Here is a 24,410-nt window from a genome sequence, read left to right on the forward strand (position 1 = left end):
AACTGCATCCGTTAGAGAAAGAACAAAAAACGAGCAACAGGACTTTATCTCGGAAACGTATGGTGATTGAACATATTTTTCGCAAACTCAAAGTGTTCCGTATTTTGAGTAAACGGTATCGAAACAGGAGAAAGCGTTTTGCTCTCCGCTTCAGCTTGATCGCCGCCGTCTATAACATAACATGGAGCTAACAATTGCTGGTCGATGACTTATGCAGGAGGTCTATTGTTGGCTTTTGCAAGAGATCTCTCCTTGTTAGCTCACGCATAGCTTACCCCTTCCTCTGTCCCTTGTTTGGCTGCGCACCTGTCAGTGTTTCCTTTTGCCGCTCCCGTGCCCTTGCGTCCTTCTCTACGTAGCAGTGCTTGCCGCTAAGGGGATTCTCGCCAGTCCAATACATCGCTGTGGACCAGGTTGACGGGGTAGGCGTGAAAATCTGCACCTGCTTCGGCAGCATCTTCAACTCACGCAGGCAGAAGCTGCGTAGCTCCTCCATGTCCTTTTGCGTGCAACCTGGATGCGCCGCGATCATATAATAAGTAAGGAACTGTGGCAAGCCCTCTTCCTGGGTCATCGTTGTAAACAGCTTACGAAAGGCCAGCAGGCTCTCTGTGCCCGGTTTGCCCATACAGGCCAGGACTTGTGGCTGACAATGCTCAGGGGCAGCTTTCATCTGACCAGAGACATGATGGCGCACCACTTGGCGGAGGTAGTTGAGACCATGCCGTGTATCAGCCAAGATCATATCGTAGCGAATACCTGATGAGACGACGACTTGCTTCATGCCAGGTAGCCGCCGCAGCTCTTCCAATAAGGCGATCTGCTTCCCATGATCAACATTGAGATTTGGACAGACACTGGGGTAGAGACAACGCCGCTCAGGACAGCAGCCTTTAGCGAGCTTCTTCCCACATTCAATCCCATACATATTCGCTGTTGGGCCACCCACATCCTGGATGCGTCCCTTAAAGGTACTGCGTTGCGAGAGCATTCGTGCTTCCCGGACAATCGACTGCCTACTCCGCCAGGTCACAGTCCGCCCTTGGTGGACAGCAATAGCGCAGAAGTTACATTCGCCATAACAGCCCCTATGTGAGGCAATGGAAAAGGAGATGGTGTCTAAGGCTCGCACCTGTCCCCTTTGGCGATCAAAAGGATGCACCTCCAGCTGATAATCCAGGTCATGGATGTGATCCAGTTCAGCCTGAGTGAGCGTGGGCTGCGGGGGATTCTGGATTAACCAGCGCATCCCGTATCGCTGGGCTAATCCCTGGGCAGTAAGCGGGTCATTCTGCGCATAGAAGGTTTGGAACATCTGGATGAAGGCCTGCTTGTGTGCATGGGTAGTGCCTGCGACCTCTTCATATGAGGGTAATTCCAGATACGCCTCGGGTTTGTGCTGCGCAGCATAGCATAGCCCACGAATATGCCGCGTCTCCTTGTCATCACGCAAGCACTCAGCTAACTCAACCACGCTGCGCTCGGCCATGCCATAGAGCAGGTAGTCTGCTTTCGCATCAAGCAGGAGTGAGCGACGTACTGTATTCCCCCACCAGTCATAATGAGCAATACGGCGCAGGCTGGCCTCGATACCTCCCAGGACAATGGACCGCGTCCCCTTATACTTGGCCCGAATCAGGTTGGCATAGACAATCACGGCTCGGTCAGGTCGACGATCATTCACCCCACCCGGGGTATAATCATCCTGCTGCCGTCGTTTACCTGAAGCTGTATAGTTAGCGACCATTGAATCCACAGAGCCGCCACTCACGCCCCAGAAGAGGAGGGGTTCCCCGAGACGGCAGATATCCTCGCTCTCCAGCTCTGGTTGGGCAATAATCCCCACCCGGAAGCCTGCGGCCAGTAGCACCCGCCCAATCACGGCGATGCCCATAAAGGGGGAATCAATGTAAGCATCGCCACTAATAAGAATAACATCCAGATGCGACCAACCCCGCTGCCCTACCTCTGCGGCAGTTGCTGGTAAGAAGCAGACAGATGACCCAGGTGCTGTGGTAAGGTGCTTCTTCATAGTGGATGTCGGAGATGAAAGCAAGAAGTGGTTAAGCAAGCCTCTTAGACCTGCTTTGATGAAGCACGTCTCCCTGCTTTATCAAACCAAGGCGACGTGCTTCATCATGCCAGGGTACCCTGCTTTGGGTAAAAAAGCAAAGGCTGCCTGATTTGCCAGAGCAGAGTGGCTTGTTTCTTGACATTTCCTTGTTTAGTGATCTATACTGACTGCGCCGCTCTCTGGCGGCACAACGTTCATTGAGGAGGGTAGTATGAGAGGGAGAAATGTACTGGTAGGTGCGCTCTTGCTGGCAGCGGTGAGTGCAATACAGGCGCAGGCTGGAGAAGATTGCCCAGGCCAGGCCTGGGTAGATTTCGGACGCGAGGTCCAGGGGGGAGCCTGTGCGCACATGGGTCTCAATACTAACGCAGGTGTATGCAGACCTGGTGATGCTTACGAGACGCGCTGTGATGATCGGCGAGGTAGTTATGGACAAACCCAGTACAAGATTTGTCAAGGCAGGCAGCGTTGTGGTGGCCGAGATGATAGACATGATCGTGATGACCGAGGCTGCCAGCCGAGCCGTGGCTACTCGGCGTATGACTGGGACTTTGACGTATGTGCGCCCTGCCCTCGTGGCACCCGCAATAATGATGGCAGGGGGGGCTGTGGTGCCATAGGACACCCAGCAGGTTGCCGCCCTGCACCTGGCTATACGCCACAAACCTGGGACTTTGCGGCCTGTGCGCCTTGTCCCCCGCATGAGCGTAACCATGACGGCGTAGGTCGCTGTGAAGAGGCAGAGAGGCCAAGGGAATGTCGGCCACGTCACGGCTATACTAGCTCTACCTGGGACTTTGAACGCTGTGCGCCCTGTGGCCGCGATGAGATTAACCGTGACGGCAGAGGCCCTTGTGAGCGGGATTGCCGACCCAGGCATGGGTATTCAGCCTATCAATGGGACTTTGTGCAGTGCAGACCCTGCGCCAGGGGTGCATATAACTATAATGGCAGAGGCCCCTGCGAACGCGGCAACGAACACATGTTTTAGCCTGCTGAGGCGGCTACATTCTGCTGCCCTGCCTACTATGGCAGGGCAGTCGAGGTTTCTCGATGCAGTATTCTCTGGACGAGCTGGCGATGGCCAGCGGGAAAGGCAAACCTAGTTAGCTCATCAGGGTGTACCCAGAAGAATTGGCTGGCAGCATGAAGTACAGGTGTCGTAGCCTGCTGGGTATCCTGCAAGCGGCCCTGGAAAGCATGAAGTGTCACCCTATATTTGCTGTAATGATGCACCACGGTAGCAACGTACCTGAGATCCACTATCGAGAATTCCGTCTCCTCGAGAATCTCGCGCCGCACGGCCTGCTCAGGGCTTTCCCCTGCTTCTAATCGCCCACCTGGGAACTCCCATAAACCACCCCAGACATCATCTGGCAAACGCTGTTGGATGTAGAGCCGTCCCTGGTCTTCAATGATCCCGCACGCCATGCTGATGTCGATCTTCTTTGGCTTTGGGCCTGATACGGGTCGCTCCTGAACCGTGCCTTGCCTAAACGCTTGGCAGTAGGCCTGCACTGGACATATACGGCAGGCTGGTTGCTTCGGTGTGCAGAGCAATGCCCCCAGTTCCATCAGTGCCTGATTAAAGTTGCGCGGATCATCGGCAGGCAATAGCTCGGCACACAGCTGCAAGAGTTGCTTCTTGGTTGCTGCCTGTTTAGCTGGCTCTGCGATATCCTCAAGCCGACAGAGCACCCGCTCAACATTGGCATCTACCAGTGGCATTGCTTGTTGAAAGGCGATAGACAGGATGGCCGCAGCCGTGTATGGCCCAATCCCAGGCAAGGCTAACAATGCTGCCTCGTTGTTGGGTAACTCGCTGCCGTGTTCTTGGATAAGCAGTTCAGCCGTCTTGCGGATGTTACGTGCCCGGCTATAATATCCCAGTCCTTCCCAGGCCTTGAACACGGCTTGCTCTGAGGCCGCAGCCAGGGTGTGGATGTCTGGGAATTGCGCCAACCAGTGCTGGAAATACACCACGACTCGGTCCATTTGGGTCTGCTGGCCCATGATCTCAGATATCCAGATCTGATAGGGCTGATAGTCCTTACGCCACGGCAGAGGACGTTGGTTCTCGGTAAACCAGGCAAGGAGTGTTGTACTAAAGAGGAGAGGCTTATTCATCGGTCATGAAAAGGTTGGCGCGTGGCTGGCAACGCAAGTTGTCGGCGCAGCAACATCATAAGCAAGAGCCGCTGATCAGGAAAGAGAATTCTCTGGCCTAGTTGCTGGTCTTCTTACCCTGGCGCATGTGAGCTTGTTAGGCTGACACCGGCCACGAATTACTTGACATCTCTGTGGAACTCCCGGTACGATTGGTGCAGTAGTTCATCCTGATTCCAATCCCTTCACCTGTTCCGGGAGGAAGAGCATGAAGCCGTTCCGCCGCCTTATTTTCCTAATTACCAGTCTTACCGTTCTTGCCCTCTTTGGTTGCGATCAAAACCAAGCTCCACAATCTCAAAACAACCCAAAAGCAAAGTCCAATCCAACTGACTCGCTTTCCATTGTTGCTGGCTCTGAGAACAGTACCTTAGAGCCACTGCTCCAGCAACTTGCCCGGCAGCAGAATATCGACATCCAGGTCAAATATATGGGTTCGGTTGATATCAGCTTAGAACTGGCTAAGGGGGCTGGCTCTCAGTTTGATGCGGTCTGGCCTGCTTCCAGTCTCTGGCTGTCCTTAGGTGATAAGCAAGGCGTGGTCAAAAACGCCAAGTCAATCATGCGCAGCCCGGTAGTCTTTGCGGTCAAGAAATCTATTGCCCAGAAACTCGGCTGGGACAAGAAGGATGTCACGGTTATGGATATCCTGGAGGCGGTAGAGAAAGGCAATGTCCACTTTGCCATGACCTCAGCCACCCAGTCTAACTCCGGTACCTCTGCCTTTCTCGCCTTTCTCTCCGCCTTTGCCGGTGGCCCAGAGGTACTGATGAGTGAGCATCTGAATGATCCCAAACCTGCGGACAAGATCAAACGCTTCCTGCGCAGTGTCAACCGCTCGTCTGGCAGTTCTGGCTGGCTGAAAGACATGCTGCTCAAGGATTATCTCTATTATGACGGCATGGTCAACTACGAAGCTATGGTGATTGAGTTCAATCGCCAATTGCTGCCTGGTCAGGAACCGCTTTACGCGGTGTATCCTGTGGATGGCATCTCCATCGCTGACAGTCCACTCGGTTTCATCGCCAAGGGCAATGCCAGTAAGGAAGCTGCCTTTGCCAAGCTCCAGGAGTATCTGCTCAGTCCGACCGTGCAAGACAATATTCAGGCCCAAGGTCGCCGCACTGGCCTGATTGGCATGGAAGCTGATCCAGCCAAGAGCGCAACCTTGAACGCTGTCTTCAATTCTGACTGGGGTATCAACCTCAGCCGCATCCTTACCCCGATTAGACTCCCTGCCACGCCGGTGGTTTCCGAGGCCCTGAATCTCTATCAGACCGCCTTCCGCAAGCCTTCGCTCACTGCTTACGTGCTGGATTACTCTGGCAGCATGGCAGGCACAGGTGTGGAGCAGTTACGCCGAGCTATGCGGACTTTGCTCGATCAGCGCATTGCCAAGGAGTACCTCCTCCAAGGTTCGCCAGAGGATCTGACCATTGTCGTGCCCTTTAACAGTGATGTGCTGAACTCTTTGCAGGCGCAGGGCAATGATCCGCAGGTATTGGGCGAGCTGTTGGCCAAAGTAGAGGCCTTAGAACCTGGTGGCGGCACCAATATGTACGTGGCCGCAGCAGAAGCAATGAAGATGATGAAGTTCCAAGCGGAATCTGGCAAATATCACGCCGCTGTCATCGTGATGAGTGACGGCATGAGCGAAGGCGGCCTGCCGCAGTTCAATGCCATGCTGCAAGGCACTGGCCTTGGCAAGGATGTCCCGGTCTTCACTATCCTCTTTGGGGATGCCCAGCCCGAGCAGATGAAGGCTTTGGCCGAGGCCATGTCAGGCCGGATGTTTGATGGCCGCAAAGATGTGGTGCAGGCGTTCCGGGAAGCGAAGGGTTACAATTAAATGCAGCTCAGTCCGCATTTCAGAAACTGTTTTGGAACGTCCGCAAGGAGCTTTTGGATGTTCAGGATCGGCTTTGCAAGATTAGCAAGCTCGTTGCGGACGTTCGCCAGCTCATTCTGGATGTCCATAACGACGTTTAGGATGTCAAAAACCTCTTCCTTGATGTTCCCGACGAGCTTGAGAACATCCAAAATCTCACTTGGAACGTACCAAACGTCGTTACGGACATTTCCGAGGAGGTTTTGGACATTCGAAATGTCATCAAGGATGTTCCGAATCACGCCGGGAACGTCCGGTATCTCGTTTGGAATGTCCATAACGAGACTCGGAACATCCAAAACCTCGTTTGGGATATCCCAGAACAGCTTACGGACGTGCCCGTGCCGTCTTGGAGGGTCTGAATTTAGCCTGCTATGATCAAAGAACTCGTCTCCGGCATCGGTGCAGCCTTTCTCTTCCTGCTACTGCTTTTTCAAGGGACATTTTGGTGGCTAAGTCTTGCACTGGCGGTCGGCGCATACGTGGGCATTCGCCTGCTTTTCCCGCCAGAGCATCGGAAGGTGTTAGCCGTACTGCCAGAAGGGGTCTCGCAAGAAGCTTTTGACAGCTACCTCTCGCAGTGTCGCTTGGCTCTGTCCTTGGTGAAAGAAGACGCGGAAGCGGTCAAAAATCTGACCTTTAAAAAAACCGTGCTGCACCTCTGCGAGCTGGGCGATGAGCTGCTGGTTAATTTCACCAAAGACCCGCAGGATATGCGAATGGCCCAGGCTTTGCCTGACCGTCTTCAGCGATTGCACGAGATTCTAGCCGGCTACATCGACCTTGCCAGCCAGAAAACCCAGTCACCCCAAACCACGCGGGCATTAGAGGAAACGGAAAAAGCCGTGACCAAGGCCGTGGCCAAGTTTGAAGAGATGCACCACCGCCTGTTGGAGAATGATGCCCTTGATCTCAGCACCAGTGCCAAAACCTTTGACAATCTGCTCGACTTTGACTGAAACCGCAAGGAGAACAATATGCAAAAATTTTTAGGACTGCTCATTCTGCTGGCCGTGGTTGTGGCTGCGGCCTTTTTCACACTCGGCAAGGAGAAGATTTCTACCCTGAGCGGCAACAGTGTTGCCAAGAAAGAGGCGGTCATGGTGACTGGCCGGGCAGGTTCAGAAAAGATCGCCTTCCTGCAATCGGAAAAGGTCACGCAGCTGCTGCTCGAGCAAGGGCTGCGGGTGAATGTTAAAAGATCAGGCAGCGTAGCAATGGTGCAGGAATCCTCCAGCGACGACGATTTTCTCTGGCCCGCCAGCCAAATTAACGTTGAGTCGTTCAAAAGTTCCAGCTCCGGCATGAGACTCCAGCAGTCAGCAGACATTTTCAACTCTCCCATCGTGCTGTACTCCTGGGATATCGTCACTGAAGCCCTGATCAAGGCCGGGATAGTGCAGCACAAGGAGGGCGTGAATTATATTATTGATCTGCCCAAGCTGCTTGAGCTGGTTAAGGCAAAAAAACAGTGGAAGGAAATCGGCCTGGCCCAGCTTTACGGCAGTCTGATCATCCGCACCACCGATCCCAGCAAGAGCAATTCCGGCAATATGTTTGCTGCCTTGACGGCCAACACCCTGAACAACGGTGAAGTGGTTACAGCAGAGAGTCTTGACAACGTACTACCCCAAGTCAAAGACCTTTATGCCCGGCTTGGCTACATGGAACCGTCTTCATCCGACCTCTTTGAGAAATTCCTCCAGCAGGGAGTTGGGGCTTACCCGATGATCGTTGGTTATGAGAACCAGCTGGTCGAATATTCGCTGCTGCACAAGGAGCACATCGCGCTGCTCAAGGCCAAGGTGCGGATTCTCTACCCTGTGCCCACGGTTTGGGCCAGCCATCCCCTGATTGCCTTGAGTGATAAAGGGAGAAAACTGCTGACCGCCCTCAAGGAGCCGGAAATCCAGAAATTAGCCTGGGAACAGCACGGCTTTCGCAGCGGCTTGATGGGGGTTGAAAACGATCCATCAGTGATCGAGGTAGTTGGTTTGCCTAAGAGCATCGATGCGGTCATGCCTATGCCCAGCGCAAGCGTGATGGATAAAATAACCACGCACCTCAGCAGCTTTTAATCCGTATCCCGCAAACAGGAGGGACAGACCATGAGCGATAATTTGCCGATGCTGGCGTTGACCGACCAGAAAAACAGCCTGTTGTGCCAGAAACTGGCGGAGAAATCCCCGGCCAAACTGAAGGCAGCCCAGGAAATGGTAGCCAAGCTGGACTTCAGCAAGACCCAAGCTGTGCTCGCATTCGGTGTGAGCAGCCAAAAAGGGCTGGTTGATTTCACTGACTCGGTGTTGACCAAAATTCGCTCCGGTGATGCAGGGCCAACCGGGCAGTTGATGTCTGATCTGAAGGGCAAAATCCTTGATCTTGACGTGCGCGGCTTGCCGCAAAGCGCAGGCAGCGCGTTAAGCCGGGTAGTTGGCAACCTGCCAGTGGTAGGCGGCTGGCTGGCTGCCAAGGTGGATGCGGCCCGCGCCTTTATTCGCCGCTACGAAACCCTGAAGGTGCAGATTGACGACATCACCAAGAAACTTGAGGGCGAGAAGACCAACCAGATCAGCCATCTTAACCGGCTTGACACCCTTTACGACCGCAACAACGAGTATTTTGACCAGCTCGAAGTGGTGATTGCCGCCGGTGAACTGAAGCAGGTTGAGATGGAAGCCCAGTTTGAGCAGCAGCGGCAGAATTTAGCGGCCCAGAACGGCGTTGATGCCAAGGAGCTGCAAGACTTGAAGGACTTTGGCGACTGTATCCAGTCGCTTGACCGGCGGCTCTACAACCTGAAACTGGCGCGCGCCTCAGCAGTGACTTCTGGTCCGACGATCAGAATCGCCCAGGAAGGGTCTAAGGCGATTGTGGAGATGATTCAAGATTCCATTTTGATGATGATCCCGGAATGGAAGAAGCAGTTAGTCATTGCTATTTCCCTTTTTGACCAGAAGCGGGCGATGGCAATGGTCAATGAGACGCGGGAAATGACCAACAACCTGATGCTCTCCACTGCCGAGATGCTAGGAGAGACCCAAGCGGCGGTTAAAAAGGTTCAGGGCGAGGGTTTTGTCAAAGTGGAGACCTTGCAAAAGATGACGGACAAGCTCTTGCAGACCATTGACCAGGGCATCAAGATGGATATCGAGAACCGACAGAAGCGGGCCGAAGGGCTGGAGAAATTGGCCGAAGCTGAGGAGAAACTGAAGGCAGCTCTCAAATCTGCGAGCGAAGCGGTACTGACCGCCTAGGAGGAAAGAACCTTTTGCAGCGGAGAAGCAGTTGTTTGTTGTTTACTCACCAAGGTTTTCAGCTGTAAAAAGCTCTTTTAGGGATCAGTAACATTCCTTTGTAGCCAAGCAAGAGAAGGTTCTAGCTCGGCCACAAAAGGTTCTTGTTGAGCCAGAACCTCCTCTTGCCGAGCAACAACCTTTTGTTGTTCAGCAGAAGAAGGTTTTTGCTTGGCCACAACCTTCTCTTGTTTAGCTAAAACTCTTTGTTGCTCGGCAAGAGAAGGTTGTTGTTTGGCTGGAGCATTCTCTTGTCAAGCCACAACCTTCTTCTGCTCGGCTAACACCTTCTGTTGCCGAGCAACAACCTTCTCTTACCGAGCCGCAACCTTTTGTCAGCTGGTTTACAACGGCTTACAGCTCCATGTGCTCGGCTATACAGGGCGTATCTTCCTCTCCCCAGTCGCTGCAACCAAGCGGCCTTAAGCCATGCGCGGCTCTGGCTCGGTCGCAGTCCTCGTTGACTTTGCCATCAATCAAAGAAGGCTGGAAAGCCCGGCATACTGAGGAGCGGCGTTCGTAAATACCGCAGGCCACACTCCTGCCAATCTCGCCAGTGAGGGCTACACAGCGCGGCTGAAGCCCTCTGGTGCCCTTCATCTGCACCCGGAAGTCGTTTATTTTCTCGGTAAGCTGGTCAGGTACGCCGCCGGGTGTCCCGGATTCCGTTTCTGCCCAGTAAAAGGAGGCGCGAAAGAAGGCGCAGCAGGCTCCACAGGTCAAACAGGGATTGCTGATGGGTTTCATGACGGTTCACCGGAAAGACAGATTGTTTGGTGCTGAATGCGCGATACCATAGGGTCTGCCGCAAAGCCAGTCAAGGGGAAAAAATCCTTGCCGCAAGAGGAAGAAATGTGTTCTGCTAGTCCAAAACTGGATTGCCAGTTCTGCGAAGTTGAGCTTGCCTGAACACCCCTTGATTCCATGCGCCCTCTGCATCCCTTAGCCCTGCCTTTGCACGGCCAGATCCTGATTGAAGCCAGTGCTGGCACCGGCAAAACCTATACCATTGCCCTGCTCTTTCTTCGCTTGCTGCTTGAACAGGAGCTGGCGGTTGATGAAATCCTAGTTGTCACCTTTACCAAGGCTGCGGTGGAAGAACTGCGCGGTCGGATCCGGCAACGCATTCGTGACGCGCTGGATGTACTTGAAGGCCACGGGCCAGAAGATCAGCTCCTCCACGGATTACTGCAACAAGCAGGGGAACGAGACAAAGCCGCAGTCCTGCTCGCCGATGCTTTGACCCGGATGGACGAGTCTGCCATCTATACCATCCACAGCTTCTGCCATCGAATGCTCCAGGAGTTCGCTTTTGAGTCTGGTGCGCCCTTTGAAATGGAGTTGATCGACAGCGAAGCCCAGCTGCGGCAGCGCATCATCGAGGATTTCTGGCGGCAACGGTTTTATCCCGCGCTTGCGGACGAAGCAGCCTGGGCTTTGGCCCTTTGGCAATCACCTCAAGGCCTGTTGAACGCCCTGGGTGGGCATCTTGATCGGGAAGATGTGGAGTGCATTCCCAGCGTCAATCAAGAGGAGCTGGCCAACTTAGCTGCCAAACTGGCCGCGCTCTTTACCAAGGTCCAGCAACAATGGCAGCGGGAAGAAATATTCGCTCTGCTCTGGAAAAACAAGCAGCTCCCGCAGGATAAAAGGAAAGGCCACGGCCCAGAACGGTTGGCAAAGGCGGCAGATTTACTCGATAAGCTGACCAGCCTGGCTGACCCCTTACATCTCGCGGGTGAAGACCTGGAACTGCTCCAGGTCTTCACCCCAAGCGGCATTTTGTCCTCCTTTTCCCTGCTGAAAAAGAACAGCGGCGAGCCTCCTGCGCACCCTTTTTTCGTCCTGTTCGAGGATTTTTTGGAGACGCGGCAAGGTCTCATGCGCGGGCGGCAAATCGCGGTTCTGTTGGAGGCCAGAGCCTATCTGCGCAGCGAACTCGCCCGGCGTAAGCAGGAGCAAAATCAGCTGTGTTTTGATGATCTGCAAAGTTGCTTGGCCAAAGGACTACAGGCCGAGGCAGGCGACAAGCTGGCCCAGCGCATTGCCCGGCGTTTTCCGGTCATTTTGGTGGATGAGTTCCAAGATACTGACCCGCTCCAGTACCGCATTGTCAAAGCGGTTCACACTGCCGCCCAAACAACGCAGGCCAAACTGGCTGGCCTCTTCTTAATTGGCGATCCCAAGCAGGCCATTTACAGTTTCCGGGGCGCAGACATCTTTACCTATATCCAAGCCCGCCATGATACCCCGGAGCGAAACCGTCTGACCATGCTGGTTAATCATCGCTCCAGCACGGCAATGGTGCAGGCCGTGAGTCGTCTGTTTAGCCACGAGGCTCCGTTTCTTTTTGCCAAAGAGGAAATTGATTTTCCGCCAGTTGCAGCAACTGGGAAAGTGGAGAGCCAGCCTTTGTTCCTGCCTGGCAACAGCTCCGCCCTCACCTGCCTCTTCCTGGAAGAGACGGGCAAGGCGTTGGCCAAAGCAACTGCGGAGTCACAGGCAGCCCGCTTCTGTGCAAACGAAATTGCCCAGCTTTTAGCGGCGGGACAAGTAGGTCTGGCCAAGATTGGCGAGCAGGCTTTGGCCGCAGGCGACATTGCGGTGTTGGTGCGCACCAATGCTGAGGCAGAATTAATCCGTCGCGAGCTGAATGATCTGGGTATCACCAGTGTTTGCGGGGATAGGGACTCGGTTTTTGCCAGCAAAGAGGCCCGGCAGCTGCTCCGCTGTATGGCCAGCCTTAATGATTTGTCGGATTTAGCGCAAATGCGGACGGTTTTGGCTGAGTATCTCTTCTGCTGGACTGCCCCGCAGCTGGCCCAGTTGCGCGAAGATGGCCAGGCCCAGGAGGAAATCATGGCCACCATGAGCCGCTATCAGCAGCTCTGGCAGCAGCAGGGCTTTTTGCCGATGTTCCAGCAGCTCCTCAGCGAGCAGAAAACCGTGCGCAAGCTACTGGCTGCCCCTGCTGGCGAACGAATACTGACCAATTTCCTCCATCTCGCGGAACTGCTGCAAGAGGCTTCCCGACAACAGCCTGGTACCGCAGCCCTCCTTCGTTGGTTCCATGATCAACTCCAGCAACCTGAAGGGCAAGCGGAAAATCAGCAGCTGCGATTGGAAAGCGATGCGCATTTAGTCAAAATCGTCACCATTCATAAGGCCAAGGGCATGGAATATCCCCTGGTTTTCCTCCCTTTTCTGTGGTCAGCCCGGCCTTGTCCGCCTGATAAGCCGCTGGCTTTTCATCGCGCTGACCGCTTTTTTCTTGATCTTGGCTCTGGCAACCAAGAGCATCTCGCTTTAGCCGAGCACGAGCGGCTGGCTGAGGATTTGCGCCTGCTCTATGTGGCCTTAACCAGGGCTGTCCACGCCTGCTACTTCTGTTGGGGCTGGATCAAAGGGATGGAACAGACGGCATTGGCCTATCTGCTCCATCGCGGCGAGATTACCTCTGCCGCCCAGCTGCTCACTGACGTACAGCAACTCGGCGCAATAAAACCCTATCCAGCAGAATTTTCTCCACCTCAGCTCCGCTTTGGAGAACAAGGGGCTGACCTGAAAGTGGCCCGGTTTCACGGCAAGATCAGCACGGATTGGCAGATGGTCAGCTACTCCAGTCTGACTGCCCGCAAGGATGCCCTGCCAGAGCAGCCAGATCATGATGAGATCACCGAGGAAAAGAGCCTGACTGCGGGCCAAGACGACGTATTCGGTTTTCCTAAAGGCGCAGCCGCAGGCACTTGTCTGCATGTGATTCTGGAGCAGATCAGTTTCAGTGAGGCCAGCGGCCAGGAAGCGATGATTCGCAGCCAGCTCGAGCGGGCTGGGTTTGCGGCCTCTTGGCTGCCAGTGGTCAGCAAGTGGATTCAGGATGTCGTACACACCACCTTGCTGCCAGGCTTCTCGCTTTCTAAGCTGAAGGAGAGCGAACGGGTGAATGAAATGTCCTTTTATTTTCCGCTAGAATCCCTTCGGCTCGACCAATTCAACCGGGTACTGCGGCAGTTCGGCTTTGCGCCTCTGCCAGACCAAAGCGGCACCTTGCACGGCCTCATGACCGGCTTTATTGATCTGTTTTTTTGCTGGCAGGGCAAGTATTACCTCGCTGATTACAAATCCAACTACCTAGGCAACCAAGCTGCAGACTACAGCCCAGAACAACTGGCCGTGGCCATGCAGGCTCACCGCTATGATCTCCAATATCTCATCTATACAGTGGCGTTACACCGCTTTCTGGCCAGACGAATCCAGGAGTATAGCTATGAGCAGCATTTCGGTGGAGTCTTCTATCTTTTTTTGCGCGGGATGCAAGCAAAGCAGGAACTGGGCTGCGGGGTATTCAGGGCCAGGCCTCTGTTGGCCCTGATTGATGGTTTGGATCGCTGCTGTGGTGGGAATAAAGTAGGCTAAATTTTACCAGCCAGGACCGACGGTGCGCTCGACAGCCCTGGCTTGGGCGGCGGCTTGGCTTACTATTTTCTCATCCCCAGATGCCGTGGACTGTGTTGGTCTGGGCACTGGTTTCCTTTGGAATCGGCGGCCATTCTACTGGATTAGCAACCGTTCGTAAGAGAATTAGCCCAAATACTTCGTCTGGTTTGGGTAAGCCAAGGTTAGTAAAACCAGGATCTTCATTCATCGCTGCCTTGGCGACAATTCTGACCCGCACTCGATCAAAGACAAAGATCGGCGGAGGAAATCGATCCATGTAAGGATTCACGACTGTGTAGTATGGAAAAACATGAACGATAATATCTGACGAGAAGTCTGGCGGAGCTGGATTGTGAGGAGCATCATCACCGATCAGACAAATTTCTTCTCGATAGACTGTTCTAGCCCAATATTCAAGAGGATGCTGAAATAGAGTATATTTGATTGTTACCTTTACAGTGTCTGTTGAAAAATCTTCAACAGTCAAAGTTGGATTCACAATAGTGGCCATGATAAGTTCTCCTTTTTTCATTGCTGCGGTTGATAAAGAGGGTCTTTCCCAGCTGCGGCAAAACCAAAGCGCACTTGGTCTTAGTTAAATGGATAGGTGTTTCTAGCGGAGAAGTCAAGGTTTTTTATATGCGCATGTACCATAGAGTGGTAAGCTGCGTTGCTCTAGTAAACGTGTCTTTGGGGGCAATCCTTCCTTTCTCCTTTAAAGAAAACAGGAAAGAAGAAATGCTGCTTTGCTCAAATCGAGCAGTTGCGGCAAACCTCCCCCTGTGGCATATTTTTCTCCCAACCTAAATCTTTTGCCTTGCGAAATTGAGGTGGAACCTATATAAATACAAAATACAAAAATTTAAATTTCTCGACATAGCGGTCTGTGCAGGGCGGATGTCGCTCTGGATAGGATGTTTCAAGTCGGGAAACTTCAACACAAGAAGGAAGGAGGGATGAACAATGAAGCTCAAAGTTTTGCTGCAAGCCGCCTTGCTGCTGGTTCTGTCTGTGTGCGCCGCCCAAGCGGTCACAGTGACCAACGTGCGACGCAATCCGTTCTACCAACCGCCTCTGACCTCAGTTTCTGATCTCAGATCCATGATGCAGGTGGCCCAGGAGGATATCCGGGACGGTATGTATCAGGCAGGCTACCCTGAACTGTATCAGCCGCTGATGGCCCAGTTTTCCCAGGTTCCAGTAAGACGGGTGGACTATTTGCCAGGCCAGAATTTTCTCTGGATGTTGTCTAAAGACAATGGTGGCTATGGGTCCGTGCGAGTAGTCAAAGACATGGTCTGGGGTGGAAGGAGAAGCATTGCCGCTTATGAGTTCTCCATCTATAGCAACGGGGTGCAATACGTGTTCGCCGTGCCTCTGGCCTGTGGCAATCTGGCCCTGAAAGAGGTTATCAATGGCAACAGCGGCGGCAACGGGCAGACCGGCTGCCTCTCCTGCTTTGGTTTCCGCTTTGTCGCTGATATTGGCTACCTGAAACAGTCTGATCCGGCTGATTACCTGCTGCTGCGCGCAGGCATCGAGCATTCTCTGAGTGATCGCCTCTCCTTCTTGGCAATGGTCGGCGGTGCGCCGCATCTGGACGGCACTGACGGCGACGATGCGATTCTGGTGGATTTCCTTCTCCAGTATGACTGGTTCCGTTTTATGTTTGGCAATCAGTGGTCGCAGGCCTTTGTCGGAGTTGGTTTGGGTGGCTGGATTACCTCAGGGGATGATAACCTGGAAGCTGAGGACACCGATGTGGATGTGATCGCCAATATCGGTGCCCGCATCTATGGTCGGCCAGAAACCTTTAATGCTTCGCTGTTCTTCGAGGCCCGCTCTGGAATAGATGAGTTTGATGCCCTCGGCGAGTATGGTCGTTTCGGGGCTGGTTTGCGTTGCCGCTTCTAAGCTGAACAAGGGGCATTCTACCTCTTCAGTCTGAACAAAGGCGGAAAGCTCAGTCAGAGAGTGGCTGGGCTTTCCGCCTTTTGTCTGCAAGAGACAGATGCAAGAAAATCACTAGCCCATCTATTTTTTCTTGACAGAGACCCCTGTTTACTGGTAATTGACTTTTCATTCTTGATGCCGTAATATGTTGCAACCTGACGCAGACAGCGCGGGGCAATCGGTCCCGAAAGATAAGAAAACCTTGCAGGCGCGTAGCTCAGTGGGAGAGCGCTACCTTGACACGGTAGAGGTCGGCGGTTCGAAACCGCCCGTGCCTACCAATTTTTAAGCGTACTAGGGCATAAAGGCTAAAGGTCAGATGAAGCAGCGTCTGGCTTATTAGCCTTTCCTTTTTTGCCTTTCTTTTATTTAACAGGCTGGTTATTGGCAAGAAGTATGACCTCGATTGCAGTTTCCATATCCGGCGGCGAAGCGAAAACCTTTCCGGTCGGCATTGCTGCCCAAGACACGCTCAAAGAGCTGGTCTCTGGCAAGCAGCGCAAGCAATCTATCGCGGTGCGCTGCAACGGCAAGGTGCTTGATTTGTCTGCACCGTTGCATGAAGATGTCGCGCTGGAGTTGATCTTCGCTGAGTCGGAAGAAGCTCTGCATATCCTGCGCCATTCGGCAGCCCATATCATGGCGCAGGCAGTTAAGGAGCTATTTGGGCAAGATGTAAAAGTTACCATCGGCCCGGCTATCGAGGACGGCTATTATTACGATTTCGACCGGCAGCCTGCGTTCACACCCGACGATTTTGCGGCGATTGAAGAAAAGATGGCCGCTCTTGTCAAGGCAGCCTTACCTTTCTCTCGCCGGGAACTGCCGATTGCTGAGGCAGTTGATTTCTTTGCCCAGCAAAACGAAACCTACAAGGTCGAGCTGCTGAAAGATTTAGAGGCAAAGGGCGAGACAATGGTTTCCCTCTATCAGCAGGGTGAGTTCATTGATCTCTGTCGGGGGCCGCACATTCCCGACACCTCCTGGCTGAAAAGCTTCAAGCTGCTGCGCGTGGCTGGTTCCTATTGGCGGGGCGATGAAAAGAACCCGATGCTGACGCGCATCTACGGCACTGCCTTTTTTGACGCGAAAGAACTGAAGCAGTATTTAGAGCGAATTGAAGAGGCCAAGCGGCGCGATCATCGCAGGTTGGGCAAAGAACTGAAGCTCTTCACCATTCAGGATGAGATCGGGCCAGGCTTGATTCTTTGGCAGCCACGCGGTGCCCTGTTGCGGCGGCTGATCGAGGACTACTGGAAGGATGCCCATTATCAAAATGGCTACCAGCTCCTCTACACCCCACATATTGCCCGGCAGGACTTGTGGAAGACCTCTGGTCACTTGGATTTCTACGCTGAGAACATGTATTCGGCTATGGATATCGACGAAGTGGCCTATCAGCTCAAGCCAATGAACTGCCCCTTCCATATCGGGGTGTATAAGGCCGAGCCGCACAGCTACCGCGAGTTTCCCATCCGCTGGTGCGAGTTAGGTACCGTCTATCGCTACGAACGAGCAGGCGCATTGCACGGCCTAATGCGGGTGCGCGGCTTCACTCAGGATGATGCGCACATCTTCTGTCGCCCTGATCAGCTCGAAGAAGAGATTTTCAACATCATTGACCTGAACCTGCACGTCCTCAAGACCTTCGGTTTCAGCGAGTATGATGTTTATCTCTCCACTCGGCCCGCCAAATACGTGGGTAGCGACGAGAATTGGGAGCTGGCCACGCGGGCACTTCAGCAGGCGATGGACAAAAAGGGGCTGGCCTATTCGGTTGATCCCGGCGAGGGCGTGTTCTACGGCCCCAAGATTGACATCAAGATCAAAGATCAGCTCGAACGCTCGTGGCAGTGTTCCACCATTCAGGTAGATTTCAACCTGCCAGAACGCTTTGGCATGACCTATACCGGACAGGACGGTGCGGAGCATCAGCCGATCATGATTCACCGCGCCCTGATGGGTTCGTTGGAGCGTTTTATCGGGGTGTTGATCGAGCATTACGCCGGAGCCTTCCCGCTCTGGTTGGCCCCGGAGCAGGCTCGGATCATGAACATCACTGACAGCCAGGCCGAATACTGCGGCCAAGTGCTGGCCGAGCTGCGCAAAGCAGGCATCCGGGCAGAAGTTGATCTGCGCAACGAAAAGCTCAATTACAAAATTCGGGAAGCGCAGTTGATGAAGGTGCCGTATATGCTGATCGCGGGCGACCGCGAGATGCAGGACGGCATGATCACGGTGCGCAAGCGCAGCGGCGAGAATTTGCCGCCCATGTCACCGCAGGAATTTTCGGCCTTGGTGTGCCGGGAATGCGAAGAAACAGCAGTCTGACAGACGGAGATAATGGATAACAAACGGAAACCCAAGAAAGGCGCGCAGAGTCAGGAACTCAAAGTCAGAATTAATGAGGATATCCGCTATCCTGAAGTCCGCCTACTCGGTGACGATGGCGAGCAGATTGGGATTGTCTCCTCATCACGGGCCAGGCAGATTGCTGAAGAGCAAGGCATGGATCTGGTGGAAATTTCCGACAAGGCCAAGCCGCCGGTCTGCCGGGTGATGAATTTTGACAAATACCGCTACGAGCTGAAAAAGAAGCAGCAGGAAGCTAAGAAAAAGCAGACGGTGATCGAGACCAAGGAAATCAAGTTCCGGCCTAAAACCGAGGAACACGACTTGGATTTCAAGATCAAGAACATCCTGAAATTTGTTGAAAAGAAAAACAAGGTCAAAGTGACCATGCAGTTCCGTGGGCGAGAAATTGTCCATGCCCAGACTGTTGGCATGGAGGCGATCAAAAGAATCGCCGATGCCCTGCGGGAACATTGCGTCATTCTTCAAGAACCGACTATGGAAGGCCGGTTTATGATCATGTTTGTCGGGCCTAAGCCCTGAGTATTCAGCAAAAACAGCAACCAGTACGCGATATTCGAGCGCAGGCTCTGCGCCTGCACCATACATACTAAGGAGAAGATCATGCCTAAAATGAAAACCCACCGGGGAGCGGCAAAACGGTTCAAGCTGACCGCCACCGGTAAAGTCCGCCACGCGAAAGCCTTTGGTTCCCATATCCTGACTTCAAAAAGCACCAAGCGGAAGCGGCGGATTCGGCAGAACGGCATCTTAGATGCGGTGGACACCAAAAATGTACGGCGGATGCTGCCTTATCTATAACAGTTTGCAGAAAATTTCAGCAACACCATAACGGAGTGCAATTACTATGCCACGCGCCACACGCGGGTTTAAGGCCCGCCGCAGAAGAAATAAAGTCCTGACCTTAGCCAAAGGCTTCCGGGGCGGCAGAAGCCGTCTTTTCCGCACTGCTGCCGAGGCTGTTGATCGCGCCCTCTGCTATGCTTACCGGGACAGAAGAACTAATAAGCGCAATTTCCGCGCCTTGTGGATCACCCGCATCAATGCCGCTGCCAAGGCCAACGGCATCAGCTACAGCAAGTTGATTCATGGCTTGGGCCTGGCAGGGATTGAGCTGGACCGCAAGGTACTGTCCAATCTGGCAATCGTTGATCCGTCAGCCTTTGGTGCGGTGGTCAAAGCCGCCCAACCTTCCGCGTAAACATGGAAGAGGTGCTGCGGCAGCTGCGGGCCGAGGCGGAAGCCGGGCTGGCTTCCGTCGGCAGTCTGGCTGATCTGGAGGAATTCCGGGTCAAGTATCTGGGCCGCAAAGGCTTACTGGCCAACGCCATGAAGCAGCTCGGCCAAGCCGCGCCGGAAGAGCGACCCCGGCTCGGCCAGCTGGCCAATACGGTCAAGCAAGAGCTGGAAGGTCTTTTTCAGGCCAAAAAAGAGACCCTTGAAGCCGGTGCCGGAACGGTCAAGCAGCAGCTTGACCTCAGCCTGCCTGGCCGCTTCATTCCCTCCGGCAGGCTCCATCCTGTCACTCAGGTGATGGAGGAAATCTGCGCCGTCTTCGAGGGCATGGGTTTTGCCGTGGCTGAAGGCCCGGACGTTGAGACCGATCATTACAACTTCGAGGCACTCAACATCCCGGCCCATCATCCGGCCAGAGACATGCACGACACCTTCTATGTCTCTGATTCCATTCTGCTCCGCACGCACACCTCGCCGATGCAGGCGCGGATCATGGAGAAGCAGGAGCCGCCCCTGCGCTACATCGCGCCGGGTAAGGTTTACCGCTGCGACTCCGACATTACCCATACTCCGATGTTCCATCAGGTGGAAGGCTTCTTGGTGGACCGCCAAGTTTCCTTTGCCGATCTGAAAGGGGTGCTGACGCTTTTCACCCGCCGCATTTTTCAGGGCGACCTGCCCCTGCGCTTCCGCCCCAGTTTCTTTCCCTTCACCGAACCCAGCGCGGAAGTTGATATTGCCTGCGTGATCTGCAAGGGCAGCGGCTGCCGGGTCTGCAAGCAGACTGGCTGGCTGGAGATTCTTGGCGCGGGCATGATTGATCCGGCAGTGATGAAGATGGTCGGCTACGACCCGGAGCAGTTCTCCGGCTTTGCCTTCGGCCTCGGTGTGGAGCGCATCGCCATGCTCAAGTATGGCATTGACGACATCCGCCTGTATTACGAGAACGATTTGCGTTTTCTCCGGCAGTTCTGAAGACTTCTACAGAAGTCAACAAGCAGGTTGCAGCAGAAAGCGAACCGGTTTCTTTTGTTATGGTATTTTTCGCATAACCCTGAGTTACTATTCCTTTCTTACTCGCTTACCAAGCAGTTCGGCTTGGCAACAGAGGAGTTCTGCCGATCAGGAAAGGAGTTGTATTCGGCAGGAGAGAAGTTGTACTTGCCTGAAAAGGAGTCTGGCCGAGTACCAAAGGAGTTTGAGTAAGCCGCAAAGAAATTTTGCCGACTAGGCAAGGAGTTTGAGTCGGCCAAACTCCTTTGATACTCACCAGGAAAGCAGTTTTGCCAAGCCGAACTCCTCTTATGCCGAGGAGAACTCCTTGGTAAACGAGTAAGCTTGCTGCTTAATTTTTACAAAATTATGAAATTCACCCTTAGCTGGCTTGGCCAATATCTTTCCTTTGACGGTCTGACCGCAGCGCAACTTGCCGACCGGCTGACCATGCTCGGCTTGGAGGTGGAGGCGGTGCAGGAGCTGCACGCCGGGCTGGAGGCGGTCAAGACCGCCAAGGTGCTGTCTGTGCGCAAGCATCCTGACGCAGACCGGCTCACGCTCTGCGACGTGGAAGTCGGCGACAAAATCCTGCCCATCGTCTGCGGCGCGCCCAACGTTCGGCCCGGTTTGGTCACGGCCATTGCCCTGCCCGGCGCGAAGCTGCCCGGCGGCATGGAGATCAAAAAGGCCAAGGTGCGCGGCCAGGTCTCGGAAGGAATGCTCTGCTCATTCAAAGAGCTGGGCATCAGCGAGGCTGGCTCCGGCATCGTTGAGCTTGATCCCGCGCTGGCTTCCGGCCTGCCTTTGGCTGAAGCACTGGAGCTGCGCGACACGATGATCGAGGTTGATCTCACCCCCAACCGTGCCGACTGCGCCAGTGTGCTGGGAATCGCCCGCGAGGTGGCAGGCTTCAGCGGCCAGCAGGTGCGCTGCCCGGTGCAGAGCCTGCCCGCGTTCACGCCGCAGACGGAGTTCAGCGTCCGCATCGCCGAGCCGGAGCTGTGCCCGCGCTATGCCGCCCGCCGTCTCGTCGGCGTGACGGTCAAGCCCTCGCCGTGGTGGCTCCAGCGGCTGCTGCTGGCGGTTGGGATGCGCCCGATCAACAACATCGTGGACATCACCAACTTTGTCATGCTCGAATACGGCCAGCCACTCCATGCTTTTGATTATGCGAAAATTGCAGGCAAGGCCATTGTGGTGCGGCGACCGCTGGCGGGCGAGACAAACTTCACCACCCTTGACAATGCCGAGTGCAGTCTTGAGCCGGACACGCTGATGATCTGCGATGCGAACAAGCCGGTGGCCGTGGCCGGGGTGATGGGCGGGTTGAATTCCGAAGTGGACGAGACGACCACAGAAATCCTGCTCGAATCAGCTTGCTTTAACCCGGTTTCTGTCCGCCGGACAGCACGGCGGCTGAATCTGACCTCAGAAGCCTCCTACCGCTTTGAGCGCGGCGTGAACCCGGAGGGCGTGACCGAGGCTTTAGAACGAGCGGCACAGCTTATCTGCGAGCTGGCCGGGGCAACAGCGGCGGAAGGAATTGACCTTTATCCGGGCAAAAAAGAGCCGCTTCAGCTAGAACTGCGGGTGAAGCGGGTGAACAGCCTGCTTGGCACCAGCCTCAGCGGCGGCGAGATTGCCGCCTGCCTGCGCGGGATTGGTTTTCCCGTGACCGAAGCAGGCGAAGTCCTCAATGTGACGGTGCCTGCCTTCCGCATGGACATCGAGCGCGAGATTGATCTGATTGAGGAAGTGGCCCGCTTGGTCGGCTACAACGCGATTCCGGTCACGCTGCCGGTGATTGCGATGGACTGCCCGCAGCCGGAGCCGCTGCGCCAGCTCCGCAAGAAGATTGCCGCAGCCCTGCTCGGCCTTGGCTTTTACGAGGCGGTGAATTACTCCTTTGTCGCCAAGAAGCACAGCGACCAGCTCGGCTTGGCAGCGGACGATGCCCGCAGGCGGCAAGTTGCGCTGCTCAACCCGCTCAACGACGAGCAGGCGGTGATGCGCACCATGCTCCTGCCCAGCCTCTTGGACAACATCCGTCGCAATCTCAGCTTCCAGCAGAACGATATCCGTTTGTTTGAGACCGGCAAAGTCTTCACCTTCACGGCACCCGGTCAGCAGCCGATTGAACGGCACCGGCTCTGCGCGGTGATCAGCGGGGGCTGTCACCCTGAAGCCAGCCCGCTCTACTTCTCCGGCCAAGAAAGCGATTTCTTCGACCTGAAAGGCGCGGTGCAGGCCCTTCTACGCGAGCTGCGCCTGACAGCGGCGGTCAGCTTTGCAACGGTTCAGGGCCAAGCGGAGCCATACGCCGAGCCGGGCTGCACGCTCCGCCTGCTGGCCAACGGGCAGCAGCTTGGCTTGATCAGCAAACTGACCCGCGAGGCGGCACGCGCTTTCGGCATCAAGCAGGATGTGTATTTCTGCGAGATTGAACTGGAGCCGCTCAGTCTGCTGCCCGCTGCGGCCAAGAGCTTCAGCCAACTAAACCGCTATCCGTCAGTGCGGCGCGACATTGCCCTTTTGGTACCGGAGCAGATTCCGGCAGGCGCACTGCTGCAAGATATCCTTGACCACAGCCTCCAGCATGTGGTATATGCTGACATCTTCGATGTCTATTCGGGCAAGCCGATTGAGCAAGGCATGAAAAGCGTGGCCCTGACCGTCACCTACCGTTCCGGTGAAGGAACGCTCGATGACGAGACGGTCAACGGCTTCCACGAGAAAATAGTCAGCTCGCTGATGTCCCGCTTTGGCGGTCGATATCGGGAGATCAAGGAAACAGTATGAAAGAGCAGAAGGTCGAAGTGGAAAAGGGCAATGTGACCCGCAAGGAGCTGTCGCTCTCCATCAATGAGAAGCTGGGCATCTCCCAGCGCAATGCGGCCAAAATGGTGGACACCATCTTCGCGGCGATGAAGGACACGCTGGTGAACGGCGAGTCGCTCAAGCTGGTGCAGTTCGGCACCCTGACCGTGCGCGGTAAATCACCTCGCCGGGGCCGCAATCCGCGCACCGGCGAGGCTATGACCATCACCAAGCGCAAGATGGTCACGTTCCGTCCCTCCAAACGCTTGCGTGAGCTGCTGAACGAGGACGAGAACTGAGGCGTAAAAATGGCGCAGGCGGGCAAGTAGATGTTGACAGTCTCCGCCGGAAAATGGTAGATATAGCCCAGCAAAATGATTTCGGAACGTAGCGCAGCCTGGTAGCGCACCTGAATGGGGTTCAGGGGGCCGGAGGTTCAAATCCTCTCGTTCCGACCAGCAAATTCAAGGAGTTGAGCGGAGACGCTTGCCTCCTTTTCAGCTATAGCCTCCATTCTGCTCCCACTTTTTGTAGTGTGTTGTAGCGCGGCAGTTGCTTTTACACCACTTCGCCCGCTATAATCGTTGTGGGAGCGCAGCGGAATCAAGCACCACTGAAGTATATCACAGGCGGTGGCTCTGTTACCTTAGGCCAGCTGGCTACACAGTCAATTAGGAAGGGATTCCTCCATACACAACAGGAACATCGAAAGTCCCTATACGCACGCTACCATCTAAATTCTTGATCAATCCTGTACCAATCTCACCTGTATCGTTATACCCTCCAAACATGTGGCTACTCCTTTTAGGGAGTGTCCTAAGAGAAAATGAATTAATGGTAGATGTAAAGTACAGCCCTATCCACACAGAGCTGCCTATCTTGATCCCTCTGACTCTTGAGAAGTCGTCCGAGAAGAAGCTGAAATATCTCATGCCAGATACGGTAATATCCAGATTATTTGACTGCGCTATACTGTTGCTATAACTAAAGAAATCGCTGAAATAATTACCCACTACCCTCCTGAATTCAACCTTAATTTAAATAAGTAAACCCCCGGCTCTGCCGGGGGACTCCCGAAAGTTTGACAGTTCCGGGAGAATATGGAAGTCTCGCTATTCTGAACCGCTCAAAGTTCAAGAAGAGGAGACTTCCATGTACGACAGCCAAAATCTAA

The 24,410-nt window shown here is 54.4% G+C and carries 22 protein-coding genes and 2 tRNA genes; 18 read left to right on the plus strand and 6 right to left on the minus strand.

Annotated elements, in window-relative coordinates; translation table 11 throughout:
• Positions 1 to 191, plus strand: a 191-nt coding sequence (locus ACNKIB_RS10280) for a transposase (RefSeq protein WP_417910463.1), incomplete at its 5' end; no start/stop codon positions are given.
• A gap of 80 nt (positions 192 to 271) precedes the next feature.
• On the opposite strand, the gene ACNKIB_RS10285 is transcribed toward ACNKIB_RS10280, so the two are convergent.
• Complete coding sequence (locus tag ACNKIB_RS10285) at positions 272 to 2,032, minus strand: YgiQ family radical SAM protein (protein ID WP_417910464.1); 1,761 nt, start codon at positions 2,030 to 2,032, stop codon at positions 272 to 274.
• A gap of 253 nt (positions 2,033 to 2,285) precedes the next feature.
• On the opposite strand from ACNKIB_RS10285, the gene ACNKIB_RS10290 reads away from it, so the two are divergent.
• Entirely contained in the window at positions 2,286 to 3,065 is a 780-nt protein-coding gene (locus ACNKIB_RS10290) for a hypothetical protein (RefSeq protein WP_417910465.1), read from the plus strand.
• A gap of 35 nt (positions 3,066 to 3,100) precedes the next feature.
• Here the strand turns inward: ACNKIB_RS10290 and mutY are convergent, their stop codons facing one another.
• The gene (gene mutY / locus ACNKIB_RS10295; RefSeq protein WP_417910466.1) at positions 3,101 to 4,201 is read right to left on the minus strand and encodes an A/G-specific adenine glycosylase; all 1,101 of its coding nucleotides are present in this window, start codon (positions 4,199 to 4,201) and stop codon (positions 3,101 to 3,103) included.
• A 247-nt stretch (positions 4,202 to 4,448) separates the two neighbouring features.
• Between mutY and ACNKIB_RS10300 the strand changes: the two genes are divergently transcribed.
• Complete coding sequence (locus tag ACNKIB_RS10300; RefSeq protein ID WP_417910467.1) at positions 4,449 to 6,089, plus strand: substrate-binding domain-containing protein; 1,641 nt, start codon at positions 4,449 to 4,451, stop codon at positions 6,087 to 6,089.
• Here ACNKIB_RS10300 and ACNKIB_RS10305 read toward each other — a convergent pair.
• Complete coding sequence (locus ACNKIB_RS10305) at positions 6,086 to 6,406, minus strand: hypothetical protein (RefSeq protein ID WP_417910468.1); 321 nt, start codon at positions 6,404 to 6,406, stop codon at positions 6,086 to 6,088. The two genes, ACNKIB_RS10300 and ACNKIB_RS10305, sit on opposite strands and share 4 nt — an antisense overlap.
• A gap of 96 nt (positions 6,407 to 6,502) precedes the next feature.
• Between ACNKIB_RS10305 and ACNKIB_RS10310 the strand changes: the two genes are divergently transcribed.
• From ACNKIB_RS10310 to ACNKIB_RS10320, 3 genes are read left to right on the plus strand one after another with little or no spacing between them, the layout of a single operon-like run.
• Positions 6,503 to 7,087: a 5-bromo-4-chloroindolyl phosphate hydrolysis family protein gene (locus ACNKIB_RS10310; protein WP_417910469.1), complete on the plus strand. Its 585-nt coding sequence runs from the start codon at positions 6,503 to 6,505 to the stop codon at positions 7,085 to 7,087.
• An 18-nt stretch (positions 7,088 to 7,105) separates the two neighbouring features.
• Positions 7,106 to 8,206, plus strand: a complete 1,101-nt coding sequence (locus ACNKIB_RS10315; RefSeq protein ID WP_417910470.1) for a hypothetical protein — start codon at positions 7,106 to 7,108, stop codon at positions 8,204 to 8,206.
• A 30-nt stretch (positions 8,207 to 8,236) separates the two neighbouring features.
• Positions 8,237 to 9,385 carry a toxic anion resistance protein gene (locus ACNKIB_RS10320; RefSeq protein ID WP_417910471.1) on the plus strand — a complete coding sequence of 383 codons (1,149 nt, stop codon included), beginning with the start codon at positions 8,237 to 8,239 and terminating at the stop codon, positions 9,383 to 9,385.
• Positions 9,386 to 9,462: 77 nt separating this feature from the next.
• Here ACNKIB_RS10320 and ACNKIB_RS10325 read toward each other — a convergent pair whose 3' ends face one another.
• Together ACNKIB_RS10325 and ACNKIB_RS10330 are read right to left on the minus strand one after the other, a co-directional pair.
• Positions 9,463 to 9,603, minus strand: a complete 141-nt coding sequence (locus tag ACNKIB_RS10325) for a hypothetical protein (protein WP_417910472.1) — start codon at positions 9,601 to 9,603, stop codon at positions 9,463 to 9,465.
• Between the two features lie 175 nt (positions 9,604 to 9,778).
• Positions 9,779 to 10,171 carry a YkgJ family cysteine cluster protein gene (locus ACNKIB_RS10330; protein ID WP_417910473.1) on the minus strand — a complete coding sequence of 131 codons (393 nt, stop codon included), beginning with the start codon at positions 10,169 to 10,171 and terminating at the stop codon, positions 9,779 to 9,781.
• Between the two features lie 177 nt (positions 10,172 to 10,348).
• Between ACNKIB_RS10330 and recB the strand changes: the two genes are divergently transcribed.
• On the plus strand, positions 10,349 to 13,840 hold the full coding sequence (recB, locus tag ACNKIB_RS10335) for an exodeoxyribonuclease V subunit beta (RefSeq protein ID WP_417910474.1): 3,492 nt from the start codon (positions 10,349 to 10,351) through the stop codon (positions 13,838 to 13,840).
• 70 nt (positions 13,841 to 13,910) lie between these two features.
• Here recB and ACNKIB_RS10340 read toward each other — a convergent pair whose 3' ends face one another.
• The gene (locus ACNKIB_RS10340) at positions 13,911 to 14,372 is read right to left on the minus strand and encodes a hypothetical protein (RefSeq protein WP_417910475.1); all 462 of its coding nucleotides are present in this window, start codon (positions 14,370 to 14,372) and stop codon (positions 13,911 to 13,913) included.
• 452 nt (positions 14,373 to 14,824) lie between these two features.
• Between ACNKIB_RS10340 and ACNKIB_RS10345 the strand changes: the two genes are divergently transcribed.
• The 11 genes from ACNKIB_RS10345 (at position 14,825) to ACNKIB_RS10395 (ending at position 23,694) form a co-directional block, all read left to right on the plus strand.
• Positions 14,825 to 15,775: a hypothetical protein gene (locus tag ACNKIB_RS10345; protein ID WP_417910476.1), complete on the plus strand. Its 951-nt coding sequence runs from the start codon at positions 14,825 to 14,827 to the stop codon at positions 15,773 to 15,775.
• A 245-nt stretch (positions 15,776 to 16,020) separates the two neighbouring features.
• Positions 16,021 to 16,095 (plus strand) — tRNA-Val (locus ACNKIB_RS10350).
• Between the two features lie 115 nt (positions 16,096 to 16,210).
• Positions 16,211 to 18,145, plus strand: coding sequence for a threonine--tRNA ligase (thrS, locus tag ACNKIB_RS10355; RefSeq protein WP_417910477.1), 1,935 nt, complete (start codon positions 16,211 to 16,213; stop codon positions 18,143 to 18,145).
• Positions 18,146 to 18,157: 12 nt separating this feature from the next.
• The gene (gene infC / locus ACNKIB_RS10360; RefSeq protein WP_417910478.1) at positions 18,158 to 18,709 is read left to right on the plus strand and encodes a translation initiation factor IF-3; all 552 of its coding nucleotides are present in this window, start codon (positions 18,158 to 18,160) and stop codon (positions 18,707 to 18,709) included.
• An 81-nt stretch (positions 18,710 to 18,790) separates the two neighbouring features.
• Positions 18,791 to 18,988 carry a 50S ribosomal protein L35 gene (gene rpmI / locus ACNKIB_RS10365; protein ID WP_417910479.1) on the plus strand — a complete coding sequence of 66 codons (198 nt, stop codon included), beginning with the start codon at positions 18,791 to 18,793 and terminating at the stop codon, positions 18,986 to 18,988.
• Positions 18,989 to 19,034: 46 nt separating this feature from the next.
• Complete coding sequence (gene rplT, locus ACNKIB_RS10370) at positions 19,035 to 19,388, plus strand: 50S ribosomal protein L20 (protein ID WP_417910480.1); 354 nt, start codon at positions 19,035 to 19,037, stop codon at positions 19,386 to 19,388.
• A gap of 2 nt (positions 19,389 to 19,390) precedes the next feature.
• On the plus strand, positions 19,391 to 20,398 hold the full coding sequence (gene pheS / locus ACNKIB_RS10375; protein ID WP_417910481.1) for a phenylalanine--tRNA ligase subunit alpha: 1,008 nt from the start codon (positions 19,391 to 19,393) through the stop codon (positions 20,396 to 20,398).
• Positions 20,399 to 20,452: 54 nt separating this feature from the next.
• Positions 20,453 to 20,629 carry a hypothetical protein gene (locus tag ACNKIB_RS10380; RefSeq protein ID WP_417910482.1) on the plus strand — a complete coding sequence of 59 codons (177 nt, stop codon included), beginning with the start codon at positions 20,453 to 20,455 and terminating at the stop codon, positions 20,627 to 20,629.
• 156 nt (positions 20,630 to 20,785) lie between these two features.
• Complete coding sequence (gene pheT / locus ACNKIB_RS10385) at positions 20,786 to 23,218, plus strand: phenylalanine--tRNA ligase subunit beta (RefSeq protein WP_417910483.1); 2,433 nt, start codon at positions 20,786 to 20,788, stop codon at positions 23,216 to 23,218.
• Positions 23,215 to 23,535 carry an integration host factor subunit alpha gene (locus tag ACNKIB_RS10390; RefSeq protein WP_417910484.1) on the plus strand — a complete coding sequence of 107 codons (321 nt, stop codon included), beginning with the start codon at positions 23,215 to 23,217 and terminating at the stop codon, positions 23,533 to 23,535. Before pheT ends, ACNKIB_RS10390 begins: the two co-directional genes overlap by 4 nt.
• Before the next feature lie 82 nt (positions 23,536 to 23,617).
• Positions 23,618 to 23,694, plus strand: a tRNA-Pro gene (locus ACNKIB_RS10395).
• The last annotated feature ends 716 nt before the right edge of the window (positions 23,695 to 24,410 follow it).

It is taken from the genome of Candidatus Electronema sp. PJ, assembly GCF_048287395.1.
Classification (GTDB): domain Bacteria; phylum Desulfobacterota; class Desulfobulbia; order Desulfobulbales; family Desulfobulbaceae; genus Electronema.

Excerpts from the sequence above, each read along its gene's own strand:
- ACNKIB_RS10285 (WP_417910464.1), bottom strand. The coding sequence starts at position 2,032 with ATGAAGAAGCACCTTACCACAGCACCTGGGTCATCTGTCTGCTTCTTA.
- ACNKIB_RS10290 (WP_417910465.1), top strand. The coding sequence starts at position 2,286 with ATGAGAGGGAGAAATGTACTGGTAGGTGCGCTCTTGCTGGCAGCGGTG.
- mutY (WP_417910466.1), bottom strand. The coding sequence starts at position 4,201 with ATGAATAAGCCTCTCCTCTTTAGTACAACACTCCTTGCCTGGTTTACC.
- ACNKIB_RS10300 (WP_417910467.1), top strand. The coding sequence starts at position 4,449 with ATGAAGCCGTTCCGCCGCCTTATTTTCCTAATTACCAGTCTTACCGTT.
- ACNKIB_RS10305 (WP_417910468.1), bottom strand. The coding sequence starts at position 6,406 with ATGGACATTCCAAACGAGATACCGGACGTTCCCGGCGTGATTCGGAAC.
- ACNKIB_RS10310 (WP_417910469.1), top strand. The coding sequence starts at position 6,503 with ATGATCAAAGAACTCGTCTCCGGCATCGGTGCAGCCTTTCTCTTCCTG.
- ACNKIB_RS10315 (WP_417910470.1), top strand. The coding sequence starts at position 7,106 with ATGCAAAAATTTTTAGGACTGCTCATTCTGCTGGCCGTGGTTGTGGCT.
- ACNKIB_RS10320 (WP_417910471.1), top strand. The coding sequence starts at position 8,237 with ATGAGCGATAATTTGCCGATGCTGGCGTTGACCGACCAGAAAAACAGC.
- ACNKIB_RS10330 (WP_417910473.1), bottom strand. The coding sequence starts at position 10,171 with ATGAAACCCATCAGCAATCCCTGTTTGACCTGTGGAGCCTGCTGCGCC.
- recB (WP_417910474.1), top strand. The coding sequence starts at position 10,349 with ATGCGCCCTCTGCATCCCTTAGCCCTGCCTTTGCACGGCCAGATCCTG.
- ACNKIB_RS10340 (WP_417910475.1), bottom strand. The coding sequence starts at position 14,372 with ATGGCCACTATTGTGAATCCAACTTTGACTGTTGAAGATTTTTCAACA.
- ACNKIB_RS10345 (WP_417910476.1), top strand. The coding sequence starts at position 14,825 with ATGAAGCTCAAAGTTTTGCTGCAAGCCGCCTTGCTGCTGGTTCTGTCT.
- thrS (WP_417910477.1), top strand. The coding sequence starts at position 16,211 with ATGACCTCGATTGCAGTTTCCATATCCGGCGGCGAAGCGAAAACCTTT.
- infC (WP_417910478.1), top strand. The coding sequence starts at position 18,158 with ATGGATAACAAACGGAAACCCAAGAAAGGCGCGCAGAGTCAGGAACTC.
- rpmI (WP_417910479.1), top strand. The coding sequence starts at position 18,791 with ATGCCTAAAATGAAAACCCACCGGGGAGCGGCAAAACGGTTCAAGCTG.
- rplT (WP_417910480.1), top strand. The coding sequence starts at position 19,035 with ATGCCACGCGCCACACGCGGGTTTAAGGCCCGCCGCAGAAGAAATAAA.
- pheS (WP_417910481.1), top strand. The coding sequence starts at position 19,391 with ATGGAAGAGGTGCTGCGGCAGCTGCGGGCCGAGGCGGAAGCCGGGCTG.
- pheT (WP_417910483.1), top strand. The coding sequence starts at position 20,786 with ATGAAATTCACCCTTAGCTGGCTTGGCCAATATCTTTCCTTTGACGGT.
- ACNKIB_RS10390 (WP_417910484.1), top strand. The coding sequence starts at position 23,215 with ATGAAAGAGCAGAAGGTCGAAGTGGAAAAGGGCAATGTGACCCGCAAG.